General features: G+C 56.3%; 14 protein-coding genes. 10 read left to right on the top strand and 4 right to left on the bottom strand.

Going from position 1 to position 15,291, the window contains the following annotated elements:
* Positions 1 to 24: 24 nt before the first annotated feature.
* Positions 25 to 2,571 carry a primosomal protein N' gene (priA, locus tag HNI00_RS05125; protein ID WP_420156312.1) on the bottom strand — a complete coding sequence of 849 codons (2,547 nt, stop codon included), beginning with the start codon at positions 2,569 to 2,571 and terminating at the stop codon, positions 25 to 27.
* 1,083 nt (positions 2,572 to 3,654) lie between these two features.
* Here priA and HNI00_RS05130 point away from each other — a divergent pair.
* From HNI00_RS05130 to HNI00_RS05140, 3 genes are all read left to right on the top strand, one after another.
* Complete coding sequence (locus tag HNI00_RS05130; RefSeq protein ID WP_316791271.1) at positions 3,655 to 5,037, top strand: RNA polymerase sigma factor, RpoD/SigA family; 1,383 nt, start codon at positions 3,655 to 3,657, stop codon at positions 5,035 to 5,037.
* Entirely contained in the window at positions 5,037 to 5,561 is a 525-nt protein-coding gene (locus HNI00_RS05135; RefSeq protein ID WP_316791273.1) for a GNAT family N-acetyltransferase, read from the top strand. Before HNI00_RS05130 ends, HNI00_RS05135 begins: the two co-directional genes overlap by 1 nt.
* 149 nt (positions 5,562 to 5,710) lie before the next feature.
* Entirely contained in the window at positions 5,711 to 5,923 is a 213-nt protein-coding gene (locus tag HNI00_RS05140; RefSeq protein WP_172353564.1) for a glycogen debranching protein, read from the top strand.
* A 66-nt stretch (positions 5,924 to 5,989) separates the two neighbouring features.
* Here HNI00_RS05140 and HNI00_RS05145 read toward each other — a convergent pair whose 3' ends face one another.
* Positions 5,990 to 6,475, bottom strand: a complete 486-nt coding sequence (locus HNI00_RS05145; RefSeq protein ID WP_316791276.1) for a phosphate-starvation-inducible PsiE family protein — start codon at positions 6,473 to 6,475, stop codon at positions 5,990 to 5,992.
* A gap of 664 nt (positions 6,476 to 7,139) precedes the next feature.
* Between HNI00_RS05145 and HNI00_RS05150 the strand changes: the two genes are divergently transcribed.
* The 4 genes from HNI00_RS05150 to HNI00_RS05165 all read left to right on the top strand — a co-directional run bounded on the left by HNI00_RS05150 (position 7,140) and on the right by HNI00_RS05165 (position 11,027).
* Complete coding sequence (locus HNI00_RS05150) at positions 7,140 to 8,747, top strand: NAD(P)H-quinone oxidoreductase subunit 4 (protein ID WP_316791278.1); 1,608 nt, start codon at positions 7,140 to 7,142, stop codon at positions 8,745 to 8,747.
* A gap of 345 nt (positions 8,748 to 9,092) precedes the next feature.
* Positions 9,093 to 9,806 carry a MotA/TolQ/ExbB proton channel family protein gene (locus HNI00_RS05155; protein WP_172353566.1) on the top strand — a complete coding sequence of 238 codons (714 nt, stop codon included), beginning with the start codon at positions 9,093 to 9,095 and terminating at the stop codon, positions 9,804 to 9,806.
* Positions 9,807 to 9,827: 21 nt separating this feature from the next.
* Positions 9,828 to 10,253, top strand: coding sequence for an ExbD/TolR family protein (locus HNI00_RS05160; protein ID WP_277774469.1), 426 nt, complete (start codon positions 9,828 to 9,830; stop codon positions 10,251 to 10,253).
* Positions 10,254 to 10,604: 351 nt separating this feature from the next.
* Positions 10,605 to 11,027, top strand: coding sequence for an ExbD/TolR family protein (locus HNI00_RS05165; protein ID WP_316791281.1), 423 nt, complete (start codon positions 10,605 to 10,607; stop codon positions 11,025 to 11,027).
* A 46-nt stretch (positions 11,028 to 11,073) separates the two neighbouring features.
* Here the strand turns inward: HNI00_RS05165 and HNI00_RS05170 are convergent, their stop codons facing one another.
* The gene (locus HNI00_RS05170) at positions 11,074 to 11,775 is read right to left on the bottom strand and encodes an alpha/beta hydrolase (RefSeq protein WP_316791283.1); all 702 of its coding nucleotides are present in this window, start codon (positions 11,773 to 11,775) and stop codon (positions 11,074 to 11,076) included.
* 26 nt (positions 11,776 to 11,801) lie between these two features.
* A complete protein-coding gene (locus HNI00_RS05175) occupies positions 11,802 to 12,482 on the bottom strand; it encodes an alpha/beta hydrolase (protein WP_316791285.1) in 681 nt (226 codons plus the stop codon).
* 302 nt (positions 12,483 to 12,784) lie between these two features.
* On the opposite strand from HNI00_RS05175, the gene HNI00_RS05180 reads away from it, so the two are divergent.
* The 3 genes from HNI00_RS05180 (at position 12,785) to HNI00_RS05190 (ending at position 15,077) form a co-directional block, all read left to right on the top strand.
* Complete coding sequence (locus tag HNI00_RS05180; RefSeq protein ID WP_316791287.1) at positions 12,785 to 13,588, top strand: PhzF family phenazine biosynthesis protein; 804 nt, start codon at positions 12,785 to 12,787, stop codon at positions 13,586 to 13,588.
* 1,109 nt (positions 13,589 to 14,697) lie between these two features.
* A complete protein-coding gene (locus HNI00_RS05185) occupies positions 14,698 to 14,850 on the top strand; it encodes a hypothetical protein (RefSeq protein WP_316791289.1) in 153 nt (50 codons plus the stop codon).
* A gap of 47 nt (positions 14,851 to 14,897) precedes the next feature.
* Positions 14,898 to 15,077 (top strand): hypothetical protein, encoded by a 180-nt coding sequence (locus HNI00_RS05190; protein WP_316791291.1) that lies wholly within the window; start codon positions 14,898 to 14,900, stop codon positions 15,075 to 15,077.
* Positions 15,078 to 15,291 lie beyond the last annotated feature (214 nt).

Raw genomic sequence — 15,291 nt, forward strand, 5'->3', positions numbered from 1 at the left:
GATCGCCCCACCGCTCCAGCCCGGTCACATCAAATTCAGCGGATCGACATCAATCGTCAAGCTGACACTCGTCGGGACGTGCGATCGCAGCGCTTTGAGCATGTCTCGCTCTGCATCCGAAAAGGTGTCGGCTTTTAGCAAAATCTGCCAGCGGTAGCGGTTGGCCACGCGGGCGATCGCCGCTGGGGCCGGCCCCAGCAGATCAATCTGGGGAAGTTGCTGGCCAATTTGAACCGCGAGCAGGTCTGCCGTGCGCTTGACGGCGGCATTGTCCAGTCCACTAAGTCGCAGCAGCACCAGCGATCGATAGGGCGGATAGCCCAAGCTCTGGCGATGGGCCAGCTCTTGCTCGGCAAAGGGTTCGTACTGCTGTCCCTGCACGGCCTGAATCACCGGATGCTCTGGCGAATAGGTCTGCACGATCACCCGACCTGGTTCGCGGCCGCGCCCTGCCCGCCCCGCCACCTGAAGCAGCATTTGAAACGCCCGCTCGCTGGCGCGATAGTCTGCCAGGTGCAGCAGCCCGTCTGCCGCCACCACGCCCACCAGCGTCACCTGGGGCAGGTCGATGCCCTTGGTCAGCATTTGCGTCCCCACTAGCACATCCGCCTCGCCCTGGGCAAAGCGGGTGAGGAGGGCCCGATGGCTGCCTTTGGCGCGGGTGGTGTCGCTGTCAAACCGCAGGCAGCGCAGGTCAGGCAGTTCAAGGGCGAGTTCCTGCACGACGCGCTGAGAGCCGCTGCCAAAGTGTTTCAGGTAGGGCGATTCGCAGGCAGGACAGCGATTGGGGTGGGTTTGCCCATAGCCGCAATAGTGGCAGCGCAGGGACTCGTAGCCCTCTGCCTGCGCCTGATGGTAGGTCAGGGAAATATCGCAGTGGGGGCAGGTCATGACGTGGCCGCAACTCCGGCAGGAGACAAAGGTGCTGTGCCCCCGCCGATGGATGAATAAAATGCCCTGTCGTCGCTGCGATCGCAGTTCCAGGAGCGCCTCCTGGAGCGATCGGCTAAAGATCGATCGGTTGCCCTGCTGAAGTTCACGGCGCATGTCTACCACCTCGATGGGGGGCATCGGGCGGGCGTGGATGCGCTGTGGCAGGGAGAGGGTGAGCAGGGCAGCGGGAGAGGGGACGGAAGCGCGGGCGGCCCAAGTGTCGAGGGCGGGGGTGGCAGAGCCGAGAATGAGGGGACAGTTGGCCTGCTGGGCCCGCCACTGGGCGACGGTGCGGGCGTGATAGCAGGGGGCGGGCTGGTCTTGCTTGAAGGTGGAGTCGTGTTCTTCGTCGAGGACGAGCAGCCCTAGGTGGGGCAGCGGCGCAAAGACGGCGGAGCGTGTGCCGATGACGATTTGCGGGTCGCCGCTGAGCATTTGTCGCCAGGTGTCGTAGCGTTCGCCGTCGGACAGGGCGCTGTGGTAGACCCGCACGGCTTCGCCAAACCGCGCCCGAAAGCGATCCGTCAGTTGAGGGGTTAGCCCAATTTCGGGCACCAGCACCAGGGCAGACTGGCCGCGGGCCAGCACTGGGGCGATCGCCCTTGCATAGACCTCCGTCTTGCCCGACCCTGTCACGCCGTGCAGCAAGACGGGCTGAAACTGCTGGAGCGTTGTGAGAGCCGCCAGTGCCTTTGCCTGGTCTGGGGTCAGTTCTGCGGGGCCTGCGCCAATCTCTGCGCTGACCTCTGCGCCAACTCCCCTGCCAAACCCACCGGCTTCCGCCCTCAGCACCTCTCGCGGCTGAATTTCCACCCAGCCCTTTTGGGCCAGCCCTTTCACCACCGAGGAACTGACCTGGCAGCGTTGCAGCAGGTCTTGGAGCCACAGTTCACCGCCGCTGCGCTTCAGCACCTCTACCACTTCCCGCTGGCGGGGGCTGAGGTCTGCACCGTCTGGCTGCACCAGCGTCACTGCCTGCCGCAGTTTGGGACGCACGGGCGCGGGCGGCTCCAGATAGCTCTCCACCCAGCCCCGCGCCAGCAGTTCTTGCAGCCCCGCCCGCGCCCCCTTCACCTGCCGCTGCAAAAACTGCCAGGTATAGTCGCCTGATTTCTGCGACTGGAGTTTGTCTAAAAGCTGCTGTGCTGCGGGATGAAAACCCTTGGGTGCGTCTGGCAGCGCGGCCCGATTTAGGCGAATTCGGCGCTGCGATCGCCCCAGCAACCCCGGCGGCAGCGCCGTCCGCACCACCTGCATCAGCGGCGTGCAGTAATATTGCGCCACCCGTTGCAGCAGATCCCAATAGCCCGCCGGAAAAAAGCTGCGGCAGACAACTTCTTCTACTGGCCGAATGGCTGCTGTATTTAGGCTGGCCGGAAGCTCAGCCACCAGCCGAATGGCGATCGCCCCCAACTGCCGCCCCCCAAAGGGCACGCTCAAAATATCTCCGGGCGCAATCGCCATCCCCGGCGGCAGTTGATAGGTATAGAGTTCTTGCGCCCCCGGACAATCCACCAGCGCTTCGACCCAGCGGGCATTGCCTTCTGCCAGTCGGTAGGCAGCCTGTCCTTCCGCCGCACTAGGGGCCGCCTGTCGCGGGTCGAGAGACTCTAGAGGATTTGCAAACGTTGGGAGCATGGAAACCGGAAAATGCGGCGGGGTCTGCTCAGCGGAATAGGGGCTGTGTTCAAATGCTTTTCTCACTTTCTCACTATAGACTCTCGCTTTGCCAGACTCTCGATTTGCCAGGTCTACCTGAAACCGAGCAGAGCCGCCTTCGTCCACTGCGGCTGGCACACGGGGGGCGGATTCTATCGCTTGCAAGTCTGCCCGGCTCATGAAAACCAAGTTTTTAAGTCTTGAAATTCCGCCTTTTTCTGGAAAAAACCTGGAAATTCTGGATGAAAATACGGCTTAGATCCGCCCAGATCGATCTAGATCGATCCAGATCGACCCAGATCGATCTAGATCGGTTTTAGTTAAGCAAGCGCTTTGATCGATTTGATTTGTAACAAAATAATGAGCGCCGGACTCCTCACTCAGAGTTGATAATCTGCGCTCAGATTTGTGGCCCAGGAGAGCGATGATCGACCCTAAAATTGCTCAAACGATCGCCCTGAAAGGACTGGCGATCGCCGACGGTTAGAGATTCGCTTGCTCAACTAAAACCAAAAGCCTCCTTGAGTTCGCTTTTAGTGGACAAGTTGGAAGCGAAATGTTAAAAATGTCTTGCAAACTGACAGGAATTTAGGATATAAACCTGGACAAATCCCAAGTTTTAGATCAACATTATCGAAATGATCTCTCCTAATTTTTCGATCGAGGGATCTAAAGGTTAGAGAACAGCTTCTCAGAACGACCGCTTGTGAAGTCTGTTCTCTGATTCAGGGCAGGGTAGACCGCTAGGTTTTTCGCGATCAATGCCGCCGATGGAGGACTCGATCTAGAGGTCAATCTAACCAAAATGATCGCGCCGCCAAGCTCCCTCGCGTTGACCAGACCAGACCTGAAAGAAGACCTTGGAATGGTCAGGCTACAACCTTTTCAGCAGAATTTCCCCTCGTGTCAAGGCAGATTCTGTTGAACTCCCTCCAGGGAACACAACGCTCATTTGAGAACCCGCACCCCAAAAACCACCCAATCACTCAAGTTGTTAGGATGAATCCCCCTATGGCAGCGCTATTTGACCCAAATTCTAAGCAGACGATTGAACCTGTCGCGATGGGATCAACTCGCGTCATAGAACTGGAAACCTGCCGAGATATGGGTGGGTTCAGTCCAATCGAGATTCGAGTTCTGGCTCGCGAATCGCAGACGAGCGATCGCCGAGAAGATGATCAGCCCAGCAATTTTCTGATCAACTTCTCGCGTCCGGAAACGGCTGGACGCTCGGATGGAGAAATCCTGTCGAAGCTGCGGGAGGTGTCTGCACCCGATGAGGAAGATGCTGTCGATCAAGCGACCGATTTAGACCTTGCACCGGAATCTGATCTAGACGCAGCTTTTCTGGGTGAGTTTTCTGATATCGAATTGCCAGAAGATGAGGGTGGCGATGATCTGGCCACAGATGATGAAGATGTATTTGAACCGGATGTACATCGAGAATTTGATGAGGAATTAACAGCGGCCTACGCGCCTGGATACCGAAAGACCAATTCTGACGATGCAGTGGGCGCATTCTTTAAGGAAATGGCTCGCTATCCGCTGCTCAAGCCTGGTGAAGAAATCGAGCTGGCCCGCCAGGTGAAGTTCCTGGCCGAAGTAGAAGCGGTGCGCGATCGCCTCAAGGCCTCGCTCCAGCGCACCCCCACCAAGGCCGAAGTGGCCCAGGAGTTTGGGCTGAGCGATCGCCAGTTGGATCACCGAATGCACCGCAGCCGCACCGCCAAGCGCAAGATGATCCGCTCTAACCTGCGGCTGGTCGTTTCCATCGCCAAGCGCTATCTCAATCGCGGTGTGCCCTTTCTAGATTTGATTCAAGAAGGCGCACTGGGGCTAAACCGCGCCACCGAAAAGTTTGACCCCGACAAGGGCTATAAGTTCTCGACCTATGCGTACTGGTGGATTCGCCAGGGCATCACCCGCACCATCGCCAACGATGCCCGCACGATTCGTTTGCCGATCCACATTGTCGAAAAGCTGAACAAGCTGAAAAAGGCCCACCGGGAACTGCGCCGGGATCTCAACCGCAACCCGACGGAAGCCGAACTGGCCGCCGCGCTAGATATTCCGGTGGATCAACTCCGCAACTTGCAGCAAGTCCGGCGGCGATCGCTCTCGCTCAACCACCGCGTCGGCAAGGGCGAAGACACCGAACTCATGGAGCTCCTCGAAGACAGCAGCACCCAGTCGCCCGAAGCCAAGATGAACGAAACCATGCTGCGTCAGGAAATCTACACGGTGCTGTCGGATGTGCTGTCCGAGCGCGAGAGGGAAATCATCTCCCTACGCTATGGCCTGCTGACGGGCGAAACCCACACCCTAGAAGAAGTCGGCATCTTGTTTGACCTGTCGCGGGAGCGCGTCCGCCAGATCCAGACCAAAGCCATGCGGAAACTGCGCCGTCCTCAGGTGGCAGCCCGACTAAAGGGGTGGCTGCGCTAATGGCTCGCATCCGCCTTGCTACGCCTGCCGATGCGCCCGCCGTGTTTGAACTCATTCTGGCGCTGGCAGAATACGAAAAGCTGACCCATGAGGTGGTCGGCAGCGTGGAATTACTGGCAGAGCATCTGGGGGGCTTGGGCACAGATCCCGCAGCGCAGCGTCGCCCGCTCATCGAGGCGCTGCTGGCAGAGGTCGATCAGCAAGCTGTTGGTTTTGCGCTGTTTTTCAGCAACTACTCCACTTTTTTGACCAAACCTGGGATCTACCTAGAAGATTTGTTTGTGCGCCCCGAATATCGTGGCCAAGGCATTGGCAAAGCACTCCTATCTACTCTGGCAAAACTAGCGCTGGAGCGGGACTGTGGGCGGCTGGAATGGAACGTGCTGGACTGGAACGAACCCGCGATCGCCTTTTATGAGCGCATGGGAGCCACTATTCTGCCGGACTGGCGCACCTGCCGGGTAACGGGAGGGGCGATCGCCCAACTCGCCAACCTGGGCCAATCTCCCTCGTTTCCTCTTTAATATCTATTAGGACTTAGGCAGTTGGACAGTTTCTCGCAGACTGCGCCCGCGAGAAACTGTCCAAAATCCAGAAAGCGTATCGCAAGTGCGTCAGTCCTGTTCTATATCTCCCTTCGATCAATCCTGCCTTTAAAACTGAGGGTTCCATCATGGCGAAAACAATCTGGGTCAACGAGCAAATCGATCCCTCTGGTCTGGTCTACACCTGCATCGCCTGCTGCGACCAAACCCAGGCGCAAGAATGCCACCACTCCTTTGACAGCAACCTCACGCCAGAGCAAAAAGCCTCCGGCTGGATTGCCCGCCTCCGCACCGTAGACACCTGGGAAGAAGTGCCCGTCAACGCGCTCAAGCTAGATTAGCCCAAAGTTCAAGCCATCCAAAATCGCGAATCGAGACAGGTCTCTGCAAATCGCTGCGATCTGCCGCTAGCGTTCGCCCGTATGGTTGCCAGATCGCACGATCAGATAGCTAATCGCCAGCGCAAAAATGGCTGCTCCTAGACCGATGAGGTCTAGCCCGCCGGCCTGCTTGGAATCAAAAATAATGATTTTCCGCGCCACCGCAGTTAGCGAGGTGACAATCACCAGCTCCAACTGCACCCGCGCCGTCTGCTTTTCCAGGTAGGCGGTGATGTTTTCCAGCACCTCCAGCGCAATCAGCACATTCAGAAACAGTCCGAAAATCTCGATCAGCGTTGTGGTGAAAAAGCCGTAGGGCGGATTCGATAGCTCCGTTGCTAGGAATCGGGCCAAGTCGGCGATCGCCACCACCAGCACCACAATCATCGCCAGCGACAAAATCTTGGCAATCAGCACCTCAAACCCCTTCAGAAAGCCCAAAAAGCTTTCATCGCTGAGGTTTCTAGCCGTTCGTCGCGTCAGCGATCGGAGAAAATTTCGGAACGTCGCCATAAGCAGGTGAAGGATAAAAATGCCAGAGACAGAAGTGAGCCAGAGCATCAAGCCCGCAAAAGTGCCAAAAGCAGCCGATAGCCCCCAAAGCAGGATTCCAGTCCAAGTTTCAGTGTCCTGAACAGCGCGAGTTAACTAAACGGGCGAACCCAGTGGGTCAGCAGAGGATCAATTGTCCTGGAATTGTAAAGATTTCGTTACAAATCGCAAAGCCGCGCCATCATATTGAATGGATCGAGTGGAAATTGAGCAAGCTCGTGCTAGAGCAGGCTGGATTTCTGTACCGAACCATGAACAAAGTCTAGATTTCGTTACAAATAGGGGTCAATGTTTACCAAACTTAATAATCCTGGGCTATCCTAGACAAGTAAGCATAAATTCTTAGCAACTTCCATATCGACCTCATGATATCAGCTTGGTCTGTAGAGGAGAAGGTGACTGGAGCCACGAAGAGTCGTAAGCTGCACGCCCCAAGAGGATGGTCATTCATAATCCCCAAAAGCTGGGTTAAACGGATGGCTGCTCCTCTCTGCCTCTCACTTCAGAATTGGGCATCCCATTTCACAGGCTAAGCGCGGGCTACGACTGGTTAACACGCCGGAATCTTTAAATCCCTTCCTGTAGCTCGAAATCCCTTCACACCGCAGTCTTTGGGTAAGCTCCCATGATGAGTACTCAATTTCCTTGGCTGACCGCTCTCATCCTGTTTCCGCTGGTCGCGTCCTTGCCGATTCCGCTCCTACCCAACAAGTACGGCAAGACCGTCCGCTGGTACTCTCTCAGCGTGGGATTAGCTGAGTTTTCGCTGATGATCTACGCCTTCTGGAAGCACTACGACCTCCAGAACTCTGCCTATCAACTGGTCGAAGATTACAACTGGATTCCCCAAATCGGGTTGCATTGGTCGCTTGCGGTCGATGGGCTGTCGATGCCGCTGGTGCTGCTGTCGGGCCTGGTGACCACGCTGGCGATCCTTGCCTCCTGGCAGATCAAGGACAAACCGCGCCTGTTCTATGTGTTGATGCTGGTGATGTATAGCGCCCAGATCGGCGTGTTCACGGCTCAAGATGCGCTGCTGTTCTTCTTTATGTGGGAACTGGAACTGGTGCCCGTGTACCTGCTGATTGCCAACTGGGGCGGCCAGCGGCGCATGTATGCGGCAACCAAGTTCATTCTCTACACGGCGGCCGGCTCGATCTTCATCCTGGTGGCGGCCTTGGCAATGGCCTTCTACGGCGGCAACTTTACCTTCAATCTGGCAGAGCTGGGACTGAAAGACTATTCGCTGAGCTTTGAACTGCTGATGTATGGGGCGCTGCTGGTGGCTTTTGGCATGAAACTGCCGATCTTCCCGCTGCATACTTGGCTGCCGGATGCCCACAGCGAAGCGCCCGCGCCCGTGTCGATGGTGCTGGCTGGCGTGCTGCTAAAAATGGCAGGCTACGCGCTGATCCGCTTCAATATCGAAATGTTGCCCAATGCCCATGCCTACTTTGCGCCGATTTTGGCGGTGCTGGGCGTGGTCAATATTATCTATGCGTCGCTGACGGCGTTTGCTCAGAACAACCTGAAGCGGCGGATGGCTTATTCCTCCATTGCCCACATGGGATTTGTCTTGATTGGGATTGCTGCCTTCACTGACTTGGGCATGAGCGGCGCTCTGCTGCAAATGGTGTCTCACGGGCTGATTGCGGCGGCGCTGTTCTTCCTGTCGGGGGTGACCTACGAGCGAACCCATACGCTGATGATGGACAAGCTGGGCGGCATGGCCAAGCAAATGCCGACGACCTTTGCGCTGTTTACGGCTGGCTCGATGGCCTCGCTGGCGCTGCCCGGCATGAGCGGCTTTGTGGGTGAACTGACCATTTTCCTGGGATTCTCTAGCAGCGAAGCCTATAGCCCTGCATTTAAGGCGGTGATTGTGATGCTGGCGGCAGTAGGCGTGATCCTGTCGCCAATTTACCTGCTGTCGATGCTGCGGACAGTGTTTTATGGTGCAGAGAGCAAAGATCTGGCTGGTATTCGGCTGACGGATGCGAAGCCTAGGGAGGCATTTATCGCGCTGTGCTTGCTAGTGCCCATTATTGGCATCGGTGTGTATCCCAAGCTGGCGACCCAGACCTACGACGCGAAGACGGTGGCGGTAGTCTCTCAGGCGCGGCAGGTGTTACCGATGGTGGCCCAGCAGCCTTGGCTGGATCTGAAGTTGCCCTTTGCTGCGCCGATGATCGTGGGCACAGAGGCGAAAGATTTGGCTGCTGCGATGAAGTAGCGGCGGCCGACAAGTTTCATCCAGGGGCGATCGCGCTTGATTGTCTTGCGTCGAGTCTTCTCTGGGTGATGCGATCGAAGCGAATGGCTAGGAGGGAGGCGACTCCCTCTTTTTTTGTTTTAGGACTGACGCAGTTGGGCAATTTCTCACGGGCGCAGCCTACGAGAAACTGTCCAAAACCCAGAACGCTTATCGCAAGTGCGTAAGTCCTGAGTTTTTAATTCTGTGTCTAGAGACCACTTAACCATTTGATAATGAGTCAGATGGGTTCCCTTAACCAGGGGATCTGGAGAGTTCGAGTATCCTGACAGAAAGTGGGACAAATCTGACCTGAAGGCAAGTGAGATGGCAGCGCTGATTGACTTGGTAATGAAAGGTGGCCCCGTGATGATCCCGATTGTGGGATTTTCGGTGGCAACGGTTGCCTGCGGGCTGGAGCGAGCTTGGTATTGGTATCGCCTGCTGACTCAGGAAAATCAGGTGGTGCAGGATGTGCTAGAAGCCGCCCGCCACGATTTATCTGAAGCGGAGGCGATCGCCGAGCAGTCCCAGGATGTTCCGATTGGGCGCTTTCTGCTGGCTCCGCTGCGGCTGCGGCAGCCTTCACCGGAAACGTTCCGACTGGCGATGGAGGCGGCGGGCGATCGCGAGTTTGCCGAAATGCGAAAAGGCGACAAGCTGCTGGAAACCACCATCGCCGTATCGCCGCTGCTGGGGCTGCTGGGCACGGTGACGGGCTTGATCAACACGTTTAATAACTTAAATATTGGTGGCGGGGGCGGCGAAGGTACGTCGGCTCAGGCGACCCGTGCGGCGGCAGGGATCGGGGAGGCGCTGATCACGACGGCGGCGGGGATGGTGGTTGCCATCATGGCGCTGCTGATTTTTCGGCTGCTGGTGTCGCTTCAGGCGCGGCAGATGGACTATTTTTCGGCGGCGGGCAGTGAGCTAGAGCTAATCTATCGCCAGTTTTGGGATGAGTCGGAACTGGAGGATGAAGAAGTGCTGGAGGCGATCGCCCCTGGTGGCCGCAATCCCCTTGGCATTGAGCGACGCTAGGGCAGCGCAGCGAGGGCAACCATGCGGTTCAAACAGCGTTCCTATGGCACACCGCCGCCGATCAACCTGACCCCCATGCTCAACGTGATGATGGGCATCCTGGCCTTTTTCGTCATGATTACCATGCTGCTTTCCGAAGAGCAGGGCGTTTCCGTCATTCTGCCACCCACCGAAGACACGCCGCCGCCCACCGAGCCAGAGGAGCCGCCGGAGCCGCTGCTGGTGACGCTAACTGCCCAGCGGCAGTTGTTAATCGAGGGCGAACCCGTTCCCGGAAACCAGTGGCAGGGGCCTGTGCAAGTCTATTTGCGGGCAAACCCCAAGGGATTCGTGATTTTGCAAGCCGATCGCCGCTTGCCCTACGAGCAGGTCGTGCAAACCCTGGCGGAGATGAAGCAAGTGGGGGGCGATCGCATTTCGCTGTCCATCGATCCGCCCAGTCCTTAGGGCTACTATGTACACACAAGTTTTCTATGCTGGAGCGGCGATGCTTTGATCCCCCCTAGCCCCCCTTGAGCAAGGGGGGAACCGATCCCGTGGTCTTGCTGGTTCGGCTCTGATAACCGTCAAAACCTAGCCCCCCTTGAGCAAGGGGGGAACCGATCCCCCCCAGCCCCCCTTGAGCAAGGGGGGGAACCGATCCCAGAGTGACCTGGAGCAGGGGGAGCCGGATCGGAAGTCCCCCTTGATAAGGGGGATTTAGGGGGATCTTTCGGAGCCTGACGCAAAAAATCGAGATGCGTGTACACAGTAGGTTCTCGAGGTTCTTGAGAGAACAGATGGCAAGGTGAGGAACCGATGAAGTTCAAAAGCCAGCAAAATCAACTGCCAGAGGTCGATCTAGTGCCGATGATGGACGTGCTGATGAGCGTCCTGACGTTTTTCATCATCATTTCCATGACGCTGACTGGGCAGCAGGTGATGAACATTACCCTGCCCGACGCAGAGGGCGGCAGCAACCCCACGACCTCAGAGGATGGCAAGAAAGTGCCCACCCTGCTGGTGGGACTCAATGCCCAGCGGCAACTGGTGATGAATAACGCGCCTGTGCCCGAAGCCCAGGTAATTACCAGCGTTCAGGACTTTTTGGTGAAAAACCCGGCAGGCGTGGTAATCCTCAAAGCGGACAAGGGGCTGACCTATAACGATGTGGCGCGGGTGTTGGAACTGCTGCGAGACATCGGGGGCGATCGCATTTCCCTGGGCATCAGCGGCAGCTAGTGACAGCTAATTGCAGCTAATTGCAGCTAATTGCAGCTAATTGCAGCTAATTGCAGTGCATGGCTGTACCCCCAGCCGCATTCCTGGTAGAAGTTGGATCGTCGCCCCCGCCCCCTGCTGCATTGCGCTCACAGTCGCAAAACAGCCCTGGCAATAGGTTTTCTAGCCCTCTGGCAATGCCCTCGAGGTTTCCACCAGACCCCGCTATCAGATTTTGCACGTCCCGCGCCGTCCGCATCAGCCCTAGCCCATCGATGTGTAATTCCCGCGTGGGGTAGTTTTCTAGGATTTCCAGCATCGAAACTCGGTTATCGTCCGCGGCCGACAGCACCACCGCCGCCCGCATTGCTTGCAGGCTGGCTTCCTTGCTGCTGGGACTGATGATTTGCCCCAACTGATATAGTGCAAATTCACCCGGCAGCGAGTTCAGGATTTGGTCAGCAAACTCCAGCGGCAAAGGCACTTGCTGAGTGAGGAGCGATCGCACGGTAGACGGCTTCACGCCCGCCGTATTCAAATACCAGCGCAGCTTGCGAGACGGCTGTCCGGTTTCTGCCAGCGTCTGAAACTCGGTAATCGAGAACGAGCGGCTGAGGGGGCCAAAGTTGACCACTACGGACTCGGCAGCAAGGGCGGGCGCAGTAGCCCCCAGCACGCTCGCCGCCAGCCCCAGGACAACGCCTGCAAAAGCCCTCTGAACTACATTTGACCGCCGCACCCTACCCAGGCGTGAAATCCAAGCGCTCATCCAATGCTCCTAAAGCGTGTCAAACACTACTGACCCAAACGCGGCAGCCTTCTAGACGCTTGTCGCACGGGGGATGGCTCGGCGGCCGCATCACAGTCGCAAATTTGATTTTGGACGCTGCCCCGAATCAGGTCAAAAAATGGCCCGAATCGCTCCACCAAAGAGGCGACCTCATTATAGGTCTGCTGCAAGCCGCGCACGTCTACCTGCACTTCGTCTTCGGGATACTTTTTCAAGACTTCTAGCAGAGAAATCCGATTGTCGTCTTGGTAGGAGGCGATGAGCGCGTCTCGTAGGGGCTGGGACGATCTGCGGCGGCTGCGACTTTCAGTTCTCAAGACTTGCTCCAGCCGCGACAGCACAAACTCACCCGTTCTGCCTCGCAGGGCCTGCCGAAACAGGCGATCGCTCACTTCCACTTCATGGGTCAACGCTCGGCGGGCCTGGGTTTGCACTTCAGGACTGACCCCCAAAAATTCGCTGAGTTGGTCGGTGGCAATCCCCGTGCGAGCGTAGATTTCCAGCACAGAAATGGGCACTCGCACCCGGGTTTGGTCAAAGATCAGCACGACGCGCCTGGCCGCGTGAGCCGGGTGAGCCATGCCCAGCGAAGCCAGCCCAACGCTGAGTCCGAGCAACAGGCGCACACCCCAGCGACGAAGCGGAGACGGGCGCTTGGGAGGGGAAGAAGGAGGATAGAACTGCATAGCGGCTGTTGTGAAGGGTCGCGTGTACTGTCGTGGTTTCTCTCGCGATTTCTCTCGCGGTTTCTCTGACGATCGCACGCCGGCCAATGTTTCAACAAACTCCGGTAGGATGATAGCGGCGATTCTGAGCGTGATTTAAGCGCGGATTCAAGCGTGATTCAAGGGCAGCCCTGTAAAAAGCATCTGAGGGAAGCAGCACTATGGATCGTACTGCTCAATCTTACGCGCCAACGGCTGCTCATTGACCAACTTATTGCTCCTTATTGATCAATATTGACCAACTCTCTGTACAGGTCGTTTATATGGGATTTTCTATTATCCAGGTTGATGCCTTTACCGCAGCGCCCTTTGCGGGTAATCCGGCTGCGGTGTGTGTGCTGGCTTCGCCCCAGCCAGACGAGTGGATGCAGGCGGTCGCCCGCGAGATGAACCTGTCGGAAACGGCGTTTTTGCTACCAGAGGCAGACGGCTATCGGCTACGCTGGTTTACGCCTGCGGTGGAGGTGACGCTGTGTGGCCATGCGACGCTGGCCAGCGCCCATGTGCTGTGGCGTGAGGGATATTTGCCTGCCGGGGCGATCGCCCGCTTCCATACCCTCAGCGGTCTGCTCACCGCTACCCAGCAGGGCGACTGGATCGAGCTAGATTTTCCGGCGAAGCGATGTGCCCCCATCGACCCACCCACGGATCTGCTAGAGGCGCTGGGCTTAGAACTGGGAACCGGGGCGATCGCCGTTAGCAAAAACCAGTTTGACTACTTGGTTGAGGTCGCGTCTCCAGAGATCGTGCGTCAGCTTGGGCCGGATTTTACTCGCCTGCGAACCTTGCCCGTGCGGGGCGTGATCGTCACGAGTCGTGCGGAAGTAGACTCCGAGTATGACTTTATCTCACGCTTTTTTGCCCCCGGCTCTGGTGTGGATGAAGACCCGGTGACGGGTTCCGCCCACTGCGCCCTAGCTCCCTACTGGGGCGATCGCCTGAGTAAGGATGCGTTTCTTGCTTATCAGGCTTCGGCGCGGGGTGGCGTGGTGAAGGCGCGGCTGGCGGGCGATCGGGTGTTTTTGGGGGGGCAAGCGGTGACGGTGCTGCGGGGTGAGTTGATTTAGGATTACGCGATCAGCCCTCAGGCAGCCCTCAGAACTTGAGAGCTAATTTACTTCGATTCACGAATGGCTGCCAAGTATTCTTCAGATCCTTTGATTCAATCAGGTATTAGAATCTGCGTTGTTCCGATTCTATTTTCGATGACTAATCCAATGCCTCAATTGCTTCTCCCTCAAATTGAGAACTTCTAATCTCGTCCAAATTAGCTGACATTATTGGTTGACATAAAAAGATTTTCAAAGCTATAGTTGCAGATGGCGATGGAAACATCGCAACTCAGCTATGTCAATCATAATTCTTTCATTTTTAAGGAGACCTTCGATGGAGGCTTCTGGCAGTAGTTGCTTCTTTGCAACGCTTCAGGAAACCGCATTGTCTGACAAAGACTCTGACCCTCACCCTGCGCGTGGTCTGGGGGCGATTAGTTTGGTGAATCTGCCTAAGGTGACTCTGGCTTAGAGTCCCAGGTTCATCTCCTGATCGCCGCTTGGGCCCGGCGATTGTACTGATAAAGGAGATGAACGATGCAAAGCTTATGTAGTTTTCCCGTTGGCTAGACTTCAAGGCCTGAACGGACGCTGAGCCTCATGTTCAAGCAGTCTGTCCTCCTTGTTGCATTGCTGAAGAGCAAGTTTAATCAGAAGATAGACAGGATGATTGTCTGTAGGACGTGTTAGCGCTGGTTCAACACACTGAGGTCTTGCAGGGCGATCGCTGTGGATATGTCTTGCAGCACTCAGCGGTACAATTTGTCGAACAATTATTTGTCGAACAATTTGTCTATTGCTACCTGCTGCGGAATATTCTTCAGTTTATGCTGACCCAAATGGCATCTAATTGATGGCAGAAATCAGATGAGAGTGATTTCTGGTATTCAGCGAGATGTCATAAACGGTCGGTAAAAGTGGACTATTTCCGATTGAAAGCTTGCTATTTTCTTCAGCCTGAATGATCCGTTTGCACTGTCAATACGGGCTGATTTTTCATGCCTGCAAGCTGAAAATCAGCCTTGAAATTGTGTTGATTTCTTTTGATTGATACGGGCTGGTATCGAGGGTTGTTTTTGAGATACAGCCCTCTTGGTTGATGGAGATTCAGTGGAGGGAGTGTCATGTTTGAAGTTTGTTTATCTTGCGCTGCTGCCGAAGCTCTAATGGGGATCTGCCTGACCGAGGTGTTGGCGATCGCCCTGGGGCATATGCTGATGGCTGCCTACGAACAGGCCGTGGAAGAGGGGGCCCGGCAGTTTTTCTCAAAAGTCTGAACGTCATTTGAACCTAGCTAATTTACTTGATCCAGGAGGTGAGTCCAATGTTCGTGCTGTTTGAATTCGTTCTCGATCACGTTGATGATGTGCTGGCAATTGTATGCGGGCAGTTTCTCAAGGTGCTGTTTGGTCGCTGGATCGACGGCTGGATGAAGCGTTCTGCTACTCGCAAGGCTGTCCCAGATGAACAGCCCAGTGAGCTTTGCCTGCTGCCTTCGGTCTGATTTGTTTGACCACAGAGACACAGAGGGCACTGAGGGATTGCTCTGTCTGAATTTGTTTCACCACAAAGATACAGATTCACTACGGAGACACAGAGGGCGCGGAGGGATTGCTCTGTGTTCTCTATGCCTCTGTGGTAAGTACCCCAAGTTTTTTGAGTCATGTAACCAGTTGATTTGAACTATTTGAAAATCTATCCCTTGAGCGAGAGGAGGT

It is taken from the genome of Thermoleptolyngbya oregonensis NK1-22 (assembly GCF_032705245.1).
Lineage (GTDB): Bacteria > Cyanobacteriota > Cyanobacteriia > Elainellales > Elainellaceae > Thermoleptolyngbya > Thermoleptolyngbya sichuanensis.

What these genes read in the sequence shown, in the direction of transcription:
- HNI00_RS05185 (WP_316791289.1), top strand. Translation starts at nt 14,698, where the DNA reads ATGTTTGAAGTTTGTTTATCTTGCGCTGCTGCCGAAGCTCTAATGGGG.
- priA (WP_420156312.1), bottom strand. Translation starts at nt 2,571, where the DNA reads ATGCTCCCAACGTTTGCAAATCCTCTAGAGTCTCTCGACCCGCGACAG.
- HNI00_RS05165 (WP_316791281.1), top strand. Translation starts at nt 10,605, where the DNA reads ATGAAGTTCAAAAGCCAGCAAAATCAACTGCCAGAGGTCGATCTAGTG.
- HNI00_RS05135 (WP_316791273.1), top strand. Translation starts at nt 5,037, where the DNA reads ATGGCTCGCATCCGCCTTGCTACGCCTGCCGATGCGCCCGCCGTGTTT.
- HNI00_RS05145 (WP_316791276.1), bottom strand. Translation starts at nt 6,475, where the DNA reads ATGGCGACGTTCCGAAATTTTCTCCGATCGCTGACGCGACGAACGGCT.
- HNI00_RS05155 (WP_172353566.1), top strand. Translation starts at nt 9,093, where the DNA reads ATGGCAGCGCTGATTGACTTGGTAATGAAAGGTGGCCCCGTGATGATC.
- HNI00_RS05140 (WP_172353564.1), top strand. Translation starts at nt 5,711, where the DNA reads ATGGCGAAAACAATCTGGGTCAACGAGCAAATCGATCCCTCTGGTCTG.
- HNI00_RS05170 (WP_316791283.1), bottom strand. Translation starts at nt 11,775, where the DNA reads ATGAGCGCTTGGATTTCACGCCTGGGTAGGGTGCGGCGGTCAAATGTA.
- HNI00_RS05180 (WP_316791287.1), top strand. Translation starts at nt 12,785, where the DNA reads ATGGGATTTTCTATTATCCAGGTTGATGCCTTTACCGCAGCGCCCTTT.
- HNI00_RS05150 (WP_316791278.1), top strand. Translation starts at nt 7,140, where the DNA reads ATGATGAGTACTCAATTTCCTTGGCTGACCGCTCTCATCCTGTTTCCG.
- HNI00_RS05130 (WP_316791271.1), top strand. Translation starts at nt 3,655, where the DNA reads ATGGGATCAACTCGCGTCATAGAACTGGAAACCTGCCGAGATATGGGT.
- HNI00_RS05190 (WP_316791291.1), top strand. Translation starts at nt 14,898, where the DNA reads ATGTTCGTGCTGTTTGAATTCGTTCTCGATCACGTTGATGATGTGCTG.
- HNI00_RS05175 (WP_316791285.1), bottom strand. Translation starts at nt 12,482, where the DNA reads ATGCAGTTCTATCCTCCTTCTTCCCCTCCCAAGCGCCCGTCTCCGCTT.
- HNI00_RS05160 (WP_277774469.1), top strand. Translation starts at nt 9,828, where the DNA reads ATGCGGTTCAAACAGCGTTCCTATGGCACACCGCCGCCGATCAACCTG.